Genomic DNA, 6772 nt, shown 5'->3' with positions numbered 1-6772 from the left:
GGCGTCCGCCGCCGTCCGGGCCCGGCCCCGGGCGGGGCGGGCCGCCGGGTCCGGCGCCGCGAAAAGGCTTTCCCGCCCTCCCGTAGACTTGGACCCAATGGCTGAGTGCCATACCCACGTCGAGGAGAGACCCCAGCCATGATTTCCGCGAACGCCCTGGAGCTTCGTGCCGGTGCCCGCATCCTGATCGAGTCCGCCAGCTTCCGGATCGCCCCGGGCGACCGGATCGGCCTGGTCGGCCGCAACGGCGCGGGCAAGACCACGCTGACCAAGGTGCTGGCCGGCGAGGGCCTCCCGGCCGGCGGCACGGTCACCACCTCCGGCGAGGTCGGCTACCTCCCGCAGGACCCGCGCACCGGCGACCTCGACGTGCTCGCCCGGGACCGCATCCTGTCCGCCCGCGGCCTCGACACCGTGCTGAAGAAGATGCGCGAGAACGAGGAGCGGATGGCGAACGGCAAGGGCGCCACCCGGGACAACGCGATGAAGAAGTACGCCCGGCTGGAGACCGAGTTCCTCACCAAGGGCGGCTACGCCGCCGAGGCCGAGGCCGCCACCATCGCCGCCGCCCTCGGCCTGCCCGACCGGATCCTCGGCCAGGAGCTGCACACCCTCTCCGGCGGCCAGCGCCGCCGGGTCGAGCTGGCCCGGATCCTGTTCTCGGACGCCGACATCCTGCTGCTCGACGAGCCCACCAACCACCTCGACGCGGACTCGATCGCCTGGCTGCGGGACTTCCTGAAGACCTACAAGGGCGGCTTCATCGTCATCTCGCACGACGTCGACCTGGTCGAGACGGTCGTCAACAAGGTCTTCTACCTGGACGCCAACCGCTCCGCGATCGACATCTACAACATGGGCTGGAAGCAGTACCAGCAGCAGCGCGAGGACGACGAGAAGCGCCGCAAGCGCGAGCGCGCCAACGCCGAGAAGAAGGCCGCGACGCTCAACTCGCAGGCCGACAAGATGCGCGCCAAGGCCACCAAGACGGTCGCCGCGCAGAACATGGCCCGCCGCGCCGAGAAGCTGCTCTCCGGGCTGGAGCAGGTCCGGGTCTCCGACAAGGTCGCCAAGCTGCGCTTCCCGGACCCGGCCCCGTGCGGCAAGACCCCGCTCACGGCCGAGGGCCTGTCGAAGTCCTACGGCTCGCTGGAGATCTTCACCGACGTGGGCCTGGCGATCGACCGCGGCTCCCGGGTCGTCATCCTCGGCCTCAACGGCGCGGGCAAGACCACCCTGCTGCGGATGCTGGCGGGCGTGGAGCAGCCGGACACCGGCGAGGTGATCCCCGGCCACGGCCTGAAGATCGGCTACTACGCGCAGGAGCACGAGACGCTCGACCCCGAGCGCAGCGTGCTGGAGAACATGCGCTCCTCCGCGCCGGACACCGACCTGGTGCAGATCCGCAAGATCCTCGGCTCCTTCCTGTTCTCCGGCGACGACGTGGACAAGCCGGCCGGGGTGCTCTCCGGCGGCGAGAAGACCCGGCTCGCGCTGGCCTCGCTGGTGGTCTCCAGCGCCAACGTGCTGCTGCTCGACGAGCCCACCAACAACCTCGACCCGGCCAGCCGCGAGGAGATCCTCGGCGCGCTGCGCACCTTCACCGGCGCGGTGGTCCTGGTCACCCACGACGAGGGCGCGGTGGAGGCGCTCCAGCCGGAGCGGATCATCCTGCTGCCCGACGGCGTCGAGGACCTGTGGAGCCCCGCCTACCACGACCTGGTCTCGCTCGCCTGACCCCGCCCGGCCGCCCACCGGCCCGCTCCGGGCCACCGCACGGACCTCGCGCGTAGACGCGGGGTCCGTTTCCGGTACGAGGGAAACTCGTCCCGCGTCGACGCCCGGGCCGCCGGGACGGGCGTTCCCGTCTCCCGTCCGGCCGTGCGCGGTTTGCCCGCTGACGGTCCGTGCTGATCAGCGGATTCGCTCACCGGAGCGAATTGCGGAGGGGCGTGCGCACCCTCCGTGAGCGCCCTGGTGCGGAGCGCGCACCACCACTCACCCCCGCTTTCCCGCGACGGACCTTGTCGAATGGGTGGCCAGGAACGGGGCAATGGGTGATCATGGGAATCTGACCGATCACCTCTACGAGGAGGCACGGGTGGCCGAGACTCTGAAAAAGGGCAGCCGGGTAACAGGTGCCGCGCGTGAGAAGCTCGCGGCCGATCTCAAGAAGAAGTACGACTCCGGGGCGAGCATTCGCGCCCTCGCGGAGGAGACGGGCCGCTCCTACGGCTTCGTCCACCGGATGCTCAGCGAGTCCGGGGTCAACCTCCGGGGCCGTGGCGGCGCCACCCGCGGCAAGGGCAAGGCCACTGCCGCCACCGGTTCCTGACGGTCCGTCAGTCCGGGCGGACGACACCGGAGCAGCCCCGTCCGCCCGCGCCCCGTTGACGCGCTGCTCACCACGCACGACGCTCCACCACGGACCGGCGGCCGGGTCTCCCGAGCCGCCGTCCGCCGTTCCCGGCCCCCGTCGCACCTGCTGTACGTGCGCCGGGGGCTTTGTTACCCTCCAGTAGCCCGTCGGGGTCGACGGGTGCCCACGCCCTGCCGCTGGAAGGTAGCCCCGCCATGACCACCGACGTTCCCGACGCCGACCGCACCGCGTGGGAGAAGGCCGGCGTCCGCCTCGACCTGGACGGCGAACTCGCCACCGTCACCCTCTGTGACCCCACCCGCCGCAACGCCCAGACCCCCGCGATGTGGCGCGCCCTCGCCGCGGTCGGCCGGGCCCTGCCCGGCAGCGTCCGGGTCGTCCTGCTCCGCGGCGAGGGCAGCTCCTTCTCGGCCGGCCTCGACCGCGCCATGTTCACCCCCGGGGGCATCCCCGGCGAGACCGGTTTCCTGCAGCTCGCCGCCTCGACCGACGCCGAACTCGACGCCGCCATCGCCTCCTACCAGGACGCCTTCACCTGGTGGCGCCGCAACGACCTGGTCACCATCGCCGCCGTCCAGGGCCACGCGGTCGGCGCCGGCTTCCAGCTCGCCCTCGCCTGCGACCTGCGGGTCGTCGCCGAGGACGTCCAGTTCGCCATGAAGGAGACTTCCCTCGGCCTGGTCCCCGACCTCGCCGGCACCAAGCCGCTCACCGAACTCGTCGGCTACGCCCGGGCCCTGGAGATCTGCGCCACCGGCCGCCGGGTCGGCGCCGAGGAGGCCGTCGCCACCGGCCTCGCCAACCTCGCCGTCCCCGCCGCCGACCTCGACGCCGCCGCCGCCGACCTGGCCGCCGCCCTGCTGGCCGCCCCGCGCAGCGCCGTGACCGAGACCAAGGCCCTGCTGCGCGGCGCCACCGACCGCGACTACGACCGGCAGCGCGCCGCCGAGCGCGAAGCCCAGGCCCGCCGCCTCCGGGACCTCGCCGGCCTCTGACGGCGGGACGGGGCCCCGGTTGTACGCACTTGTGGTGCGCCGGGCGTGGCGTGATGTCAGGGTTGGGGTGATTTGCGATATAGCTGGTTTCGAACGTCAGGAGACCCGAGATGACGCAGCCCCACGCCCCCACTCCCGCTGACCTGCAGAAGAGCACGACGGAAGCCCGGCCGAGCGGTGAGCGCGGCCGGACCGCCCTCGCCGTCGGGGTGGTGGAGAAGATCGCCGGCATGGCGGCCCGGGAGGTGTCCGGGATCCACGCGCTCGGATCGGGCTTCTCCCGGACGTTCGGAGCGATGCGGGACCGGGTGCCGGGTTCGAGCTCGAAGTCCGGCGTCGGGCGCGGGATCAAGGCGGAGGTCGGCGAGAAGCAGGCCGCCATCGACATCGCGCTGGTGGTCGAGTACGGGGTGGTGATCCCCAAGCTGGCCGCCGAGGTCCGGGCGAACATCATCGAGGCGGTCGAGCGGATGACCGGCCTGGAGGTGGTCGAGGTGAACATCGCCGTGAACGACGTCCACCTGCCCGACGACCCCGACGAGGACGAGGACGAGGACGACTCCCCGTCCTCCGGCAAGCGTCCCCGCGTGCAGTGAGTCTTGACCGTCCCGTGTGCCGAGCAGGAACGCGAAGGAGCAGTGGATGAACCTGGCGGTGGTGGGCCTGCTCGCGGGCATGGCCCTCGGCTTCGCCGGATACTTCGGCGGTTTCGCCGCGTTCCTGCTGGTGGCGGTGCTCGGGGCGGTGGGTTTCGTGGTCGGGCGGCTGATCGAGGGGGACATCGAACTCGGTGACCTCGGCGACCTGCTGCGCGGCCGGGACCGGCGGCGCTGATGGCCCACCCGGGGGTGGTCGCGCAGCGCGGCGGCGAGCGGGTCGCGGACCGGGTCTACCGGCGGATCGCGGCCCGCGCCGCCGCCGACGCGCTCGCGCCGGCCTGGCAGGACCGGCCCGGCCCGGGCCCCTACCCGAAGGTCTCCGCGCTCCTCTCGCACGGCCGGGTCCGGCTGACGCTGCACCTGGAACTGCCCTTCCCGTCCGACGTCGGCACGCTGGCCCGCACGGCCCGGGACGCCGCCTGCCGCACCGTCACCGAACTGACCGGCACCCCGGTGACCGGAGCGGACGTGATCGTGGACCGCCTGCACCCGGCGGCCGCCGCATGACCGAGTCGGGGCCGCAGCCGGCGGCCGCACCCGAGCCGGTGCGCGCGCACGGGAGCGGGGCGAGCGGGCTGGAGGCCAGGCGGCGGCGGGCCGGGCGGTGGCTGCGCTCGCAGCGCGCGGTGCCGACCGCGCTGGTGGTGGCCGTGCTGCTGGTGGCCGCCGGGACGCTGCTGTACGACGTGATCGCGGTGCGCGCGGGCGGACGGGCCAGGCCGTGGCGGCGCGAACTGTCGGAGCAGTTGGCGACCCGCCACCTGGACGACCCGTGGGTGCTCGGCATCGCCGGCGGCGCGGTCGTGCTCGGGCTGCTGCTGCTCCGGCTGGCCTTCGCCCGCGGCCTGCGCGGCTGGCTCGCACTGGAGCCGCGCGGCGCCGCGATCCACCGCAGGGCGGTCGCCGCGCTGATCGCCCGGCGCGCCCAGCAGCGCGGCGACGTGCACTCCTGGCAGGTGAAGGTGGGCCGGCGGCGCACCCGGGTCACCCTGACCGGCAGCGCCGACCCGGCCGGCGCGGAACGCGAGCTGCGCGCCGAACTCGCCCGGATCCCGCTGGCCGCACCGCACCGGCTGGACGTCCGCACCAAACCCGTCCACGAACGCCACCACCGCCGGGAACTCGCCGAGTTGGAGCCGCCCCGATGAGCCGACGCGCCGTCAACCGCACCCTGCTGGCCGTGGTCGGACTGGGCCTGCTGGCGGGCGGGGCACTGGTGCTGCTCGGCGGACTCGACGCCTACCGGCACCTCGGGATCACCCCGCCCGACTGGTGGCCGCTCACCTCGCCCGACCAGCCCGTGCTCAGCGAGGCCAGCCGCACCCGCTGGACCGACCGCGACTGGTGGTGGCCGGTGGCGATCGCCGTCCCCGCGCTGGTGGTCCTCGGCTGCCTGTGGTGGCTGTTCTCCCAGCTGCACCGGGGCGGCCCGGCCGGCGTCGACCTGCCCTCGCCCGCGGCGTCCGGCGAACCGCACTTCGCCCTGCACGTGCGCAGCCGGGCCGTCGAGGAGGCGATCGAGGCCGAGACCGTCGCCCTGCCGGACGTCGAACGGGTCACCGTCAAGGTCACCGGCGCGGCCCGCCGCCCCGAGGTGCACACCGCCCTGCGACTCGCCCCCGGCGCCGACACCGGCGCCCTGGTCACCGCCTACCGGGCCGGGCCGGTCGAGCACGCCCGCCGCTCACTGGGCCTGGCGGTGCTGCCCGCCCAACTGCGCCTGCGCGGCGCGAAGCCCCGCCGGGAGCGGTCCCGCAAGAAGGCTCCGCGGGTCCAGTAGCCGGGGAGGCGGGGCGAAGGCCGGGGCGCGGGGAACTGCGCGCGGCGGGAGCGGCACGTCAGCGGGATCGCGGGATGGTGCAAGCTCTCGTCCTGCTTCGCGATCCGGCGGTGCGTGCCCGGTCGGCCGCGCAGTTCCCCGCGCCCCTGGCTGCGGACCGGCGTCACAGGCTGCGGATCGCACCGCCGTCGACGGGGAGCATCAGGCCGGTGAGGTAGGAGGCGGCGGGGGAGAGCAGGAAGGCGGCGGCGCGGCCGAACTCCTCGGGGGTGCCGTAGCGGCGCAGCGGGATGCCGGCGGCGGCCGTCTCGCGGGCGGTGGCGGGGTCGGCGGCGAGGGAGTCGAGTTCGCGGACGCGGTCGGTGTCGATCCGGCCGGGGAGCAGGCCCAGGACGCGGATGCCGCGCGGGCCGAGTTCGTCGGCGAGGGTCTTGGCGGCCATCGCGAGGCCGGGGCGCAGGCCGTTGGAGATGCCGAGGCCGCCGATGGGCTGGCGGACCGAGGTGGACAGCACGAAGGCGATGACGCCCCCGTCGGCGAGCTGCTCGGCGGCGGTGCGGGCCAGCCGCAGGGCGCCGAGGAAGACGGAGTCGAACGCGCTGCGCCAGGCTTCGTCGGTGGCGGTGGCGACCGGCCCCGCGGCGGGGCCGCCGACGCTGATCAGGATGCCGTCGAAGCCGCCGAAGCGACTCCGGGCGGCGTCGATCAGGCGTTGCGGGGTGGCCGGGTCGGCGTTGTCCGCGCCGACGCCGTGGGCGTTCTCGCCGAGGGCGGCCGCGGCGGCGGTGGCGGCCGCTCCGGTGCGGCCGGTGACGACCACCTTGGCGCCTTCGGCGACGAGCTGCTGGGCGGTGGCGTGGCCGAGTCCCCGGGTCGCACCGGTGACCACGTACACCCTGTCCTTGAGTCCGAGATCCATGCCGACCATTCTCGCCGGTCGGCACGGATCCCGGACGGC

The 6772-nt window shown here is 74.2% G+C and carries 9 protein-coding genes; 8 read left to right on the top strand and 1 reads right to left on the bottom strand.

Annotated elements, in window-relative coordinates:
* The first annotated feature begins 138 nt into the window (after positions 1 to 138).
* The 8 genes from ACWEO5_RS25955 to ACWEO5_RS25920 all read left to right on the top strand — a co-directional run bounded on the left by ACWEO5_RS25955 (position 139) and on the right by ACWEO5_RS25920 (position 5814).
* Positions 139 to 1737 carry an ABC-F family ATP-binding cassette domain-containing protein gene (locus tag ACWEO5_RS25955; RefSeq protein WP_452164656.1) on the top strand — a complete coding sequence of 533 codons (1599 nt, stop codon included), beginning with the start codon at positions 139 to 141 and terminating at the stop codon, positions 1735 to 1737.
* Positions 1738 to 2101: 364 nt separating this feature from the next.
* Positions 2102 to 2335, top strand: a complete 234-nt coding sequence (locus ACWEO5_RS25950; RefSeq protein WP_452164655.1) for a helix-turn-helix domain-containing protein — start codon at positions 2102 to 2104, stop codon at positions 2333 to 2335.
* Between the two features lie 239 nt (positions 2336 to 2574).
* The gene (locus ACWEO5_RS25945) at positions 2575 to 3375 is read left to right on the top strand and encodes an enoyl-CoA hydratase/isomerase family protein (protein ID WP_452164654.1); all 801 of its coding nucleotides are present in this window, start codon (positions 2575 to 2577) and stop codon (positions 3373 to 3375) included.
* A 110-nt stretch (positions 3376 to 3485) separates the two neighbouring features.
* Positions 3486 to 3971 carry an Asp23/Gls24 family envelope stress response protein gene (locus ACWEO5_RS25940; protein WP_344552241.1) on the top strand — a complete coding sequence of 162 codons (486 nt, stop codon included), beginning with the start codon at positions 3486 to 3488 and terminating at the stop codon, positions 3969 to 3971.
* Positions 3972 to 4017: 46 nt separating this feature from the next.
* Complete coding sequence (locus tag ACWEO5_RS25935) at positions 4018 to 4209, top strand: hypothetical protein (protein ID WP_344552240.1); 192 nt, start codon at positions 4018 to 4020, stop codon at positions 4207 to 4209.
* A complete protein-coding gene (locus ACWEO5_RS25930) occupies positions 4209 to 4541 on the top strand; it encodes a hypothetical protein (protein ID WP_344552239.1) in 333 nt (110 codons plus the stop codon). Before ACWEO5_RS25935 ends, ACWEO5_RS25930 begins: the two co-directional genes overlap by 1 nt.
* Entirely contained in the window at positions 4538 to 5182 is a 645-nt protein-coding gene (locus ACWEO5_RS25925; protein WP_452164653.1) for a DUF6286 domain-containing protein, read from the top strand. The genes ACWEO5_RS25930 and ACWEO5_RS25925 overlap by 4 nt, the downstream gene beginning before the upstream one ends.
* Complete coding sequence (locus ACWEO5_RS25920; protein ID WP_452164652.1) at positions 5179 to 5814, top strand: alkaline shock response membrane anchor protein AmaP; 636 nt, start codon at positions 5179 to 5181, stop codon at positions 5812 to 5814. Before ACWEO5_RS25925 ends, ACWEO5_RS25920 begins: the two co-directional genes overlap by 4 nt.
* Positions 5815 to 5977: 163 nt before the next feature.
* Here ACWEO5_RS25920 and ACWEO5_RS25915 read toward each other — a convergent pair whose 3' ends face one another.
* The gene (locus ACWEO5_RS25915) at positions 5978 to 6733 is read right to left on the bottom strand and encodes an SDR family oxidoreductase (protein WP_452164651.1); all 756 of its coding nucleotides are present in this window, start codon (positions 6731 to 6733) and stop codon (positions 5978 to 5980) included.
* Between the last annotated feature and the right edge of the window lie 39 nt (positions 6734 to 6772).

Source organism: Kitasatospora sp. NPDC004272, assembly GCF_053603035.1.
This window is presented reverse-complemented; position numbering and strand designations above follow the sequence as displayed.

What these genes read in the sequence shown, in the direction of transcription:
- ACWEO5_RS25955 (WP_452164656.1), top strand. Translation starts at nt 139, where the DNA reads ATGATTTCCGCGAACGCCCTGGAGCTTCGTGCCGGTGCCCGCATCCTG.
- ACWEO5_RS25945 (WP_452164654.1), top strand. Translation starts at nt 2,575, where the DNA reads ATGACCACCGACGTTCCCGACGCCGACCGCACCGCGTGGGAGAAGGCC.
- ACWEO5_RS25940 (WP_344552241.1), top strand. Translation starts at nt 3,486, where the DNA reads ATGACGCAGCCCCACGCCCCCACTCCCGCTGACCTGCAGAAGAGCACG.
- ACWEO5_RS25935 (WP_344552240.1), top strand. Translation starts at nt 4,018, where the DNA reads ATGAACCTGGCGGTGGTGGGCCTGCTCGCGGGCATGGCCCTCGGCTTC.
- ACWEO5_RS25930 (WP_344552239.1), top strand. Translation starts at nt 4,209, where the DNA reads ATGGCCCACCCGGGGGTGGTCGCGCAGCGCGGCGGCGAGCGGGTCGCG.
- ACWEO5_RS25925 (WP_452164653.1), top strand. Translation starts at nt 4,538, where the DNA reads ATGACCGAGTCGGGGCCGCAGCCGGCGGCCGCACCCGAGCCGGTGCGC.
- ACWEO5_RS25920 (WP_452164652.1), top strand. Translation starts at nt 5,179, where the DNA reads ATGAGCCGACGCGCCGTCAACCGCACCCTGCTGGCCGTGGTCGGACTG.
- ACWEO5_RS25915 (WP_452164651.1), bottom strand. Translation starts at nt 6,733, where the DNA reads ATGGATCTCGGACTCAAGGACAGGGTGTACGTGGTCACCGGTGCGACC.